Raw genomic sequence first — 1,896 nt, 5'->3', positions numbered from 1 at the left:
CGCCGGGTACGGATATCCGGGTGCCGGCGCGGCGATGAGTTTTCCGGCCCCGACAGGTCTACATCTCGACCGGGACGACCAATCATCGGGAGTGCAGACATGGGCCTCATCCACATCGAGCTGTTCGCGACCCTCGACCTCGTCGGGCAGTCGCCCGGCGGACCCGACGAGGACCCGGTGGGGTTCCCGTTCGGCGGCTGGCAGGCGCCCCTGCTGAACGAGGTCACCGGGGCGCAGATCGGTGCCGCGTACGAGGGTACGGACGCCCTCCTGCTCGGCCGGCGGACGTATGACATCTTCGCCTCCTACTGGCCGCACCAGAAGGACGGCGAGATCGCCGAGCTCTTCAACCGCGTCCCGAAGTACGTGGCCTCCCGCGGCACGCCCGACCTCCCGTGGGCCGGATCCACGCAGCTCGCCCCGGACCTGCCCGGCGCGGTGCGCGAGATCCGCGACCGGCACGAGCACGTGAAGGTCGTCGGGAGCCTGAACCTGGTGCAGACCCTCCTGCGGGAGAAGCTCTTCGACCGTCTCGACCTATGGGTGCACCCGATCGTGCTCGGCGTCGGGAAGAAGGTGTTCGACGACGGCGCGGTGCCCACGAACGTCACGCTCCTCGAGCCGCCGGTGGCCGGCCCCACGGGCACCGTGTACCTGCGCTACGGGCTCGCCGACGGCACGCCCAGGACGGGCGACATGAGCGCCCCCGACCGCGGTCTCGGGCACGACGACTTCCGGTGATCCGATGACCACTGTCAACACCGATGGGATCGCCTTGGGCATCGAGTCGTTCGGTGGCGACGACGCGCCGCTGGTCCTGCTCGCGGGCGGGACGACGATGCTCTCCTGGCCCGACGCGCTCTGCGAGCGCCTCGCCGCCGGCGGGCGCCGTGTGGTGCGCTACGACCTGCGCGACAGCGGGGAGTCGACGACGACGGATCCGCAGGCACCCGCCTACACCCTGCGCGGCCTCGCCGCCGACGCCGCGGCCCTTGCCGACGCGCTCGGCGGGGCGCCTGCGCACCTCGCGGGGATCGGCGTCGGCGGGATGGTCGCCCAGGTGGCCGTGCTCGACCATCCGGGCGCGTTCTCCGCGCTCACCCTGGTCGGCACCCGCGCGGTCGCCCCCGGCCCACCCGACGACGACCTCCCCGACCACGACCAGGCGACGATGAGCCGCCTGTTCGCGCGTCCGATGCCCGATTGGACCGACCGCGAGGCGGTTGCGGAGTTCGCCGCCACCGGCGCGGAGATCCTCGGCGACGACCCCGCCGCCGCGCGCGCCGTCGCCGCGCGCATCTGGGACCGCACCCCCGGCACCGCACCCCCGGTCCAGATGGCCAACCAGATGGGCACGGTGTTCTCCAGGCTGGACTGCACACCCCGCTGGCGCGAGCGCCTGCCCGGGATCGAGGTCCCCACGCTCGTCGTCCACGGCCGCCGCAACCGGTTCTTCCCCGTCGGCAACGGCGAGGCGATCGCGCGCGAGATCCCCGGGGCACGGCTGCTCGTCCTCGAGGAGGCCGCCACCGCGATCCCCGACGCGGCGGTCGGCGAGGTCACCGAGGCGATGCTCACGCTCGGATAGCGGAAGGCGGGTGGCAAGGCCCCGACAGTGGCCGACCGGCGGAAGGCCGGTCAGCACCAGCCATTGCGGACCCGGTGCCCCGGGGCTACGGCCGCCGGGCCCCGGGGGGCCGGTGAAGTCGGCCTCCCGGGGCGGTTCTCAGCCCGCGTGCGTGCAGAGGTAGAGCTGCTGGCCGATGACGGCGGCGTCATCGGCCCCCCGGCCGCCGGCGGCCGGCGCTGCGGCCGGCGCCGTGCCGAGCACGTCGGTGGTCGGCACCTGGGTGCAGGCGCTCCGCACCCAGGACTGGATCTGCGCCGTCGTCGTCG

Annotated in this window: 2 protein-coding genes; both read left to right on the top strand. The window is 73.8% G+C overall.

Translation table 11 applies throughout. The annotated features are described in order from the left end of the window. Window positions 1-99 precede the first annotated feature (99 nt). A complete protein-coding gene (locus ACFQ87_RS43375; RefSeq protein WP_380616536.1) occupies window positions 100-741 on the top strand; it encodes a dihydrofolate reductase family protein in 642 nt (213 codons plus the stop codon). Between the two features lie 4 nt (window positions 742-745). After that, entirely contained in the window at window positions 746-1,588 is an 843-nt protein-coding gene (locus ACFQ87_RS43370; RefSeq protein WP_380616535.1) for an alpha/beta fold hydrolase, read from the top strand. The last annotated feature ends 308 nt before the right edge of the window (window positions 1,589-1,896 follow it).

This window comes from Kitasatospora sp. NPDC056531 (assembly GCF_042794375.1).
Classification (GTDB): domain Bacteria; phylum Actinomycetota; class Actinomycetes; order Streptomycetales; family Streptomycetaceae; genus Kitasatospora.
The sequence above is the reverse complement of the archived record's forward strand: the minus strand, read 5'-3'. Positions and strand labels throughout refer to the sequence as shown.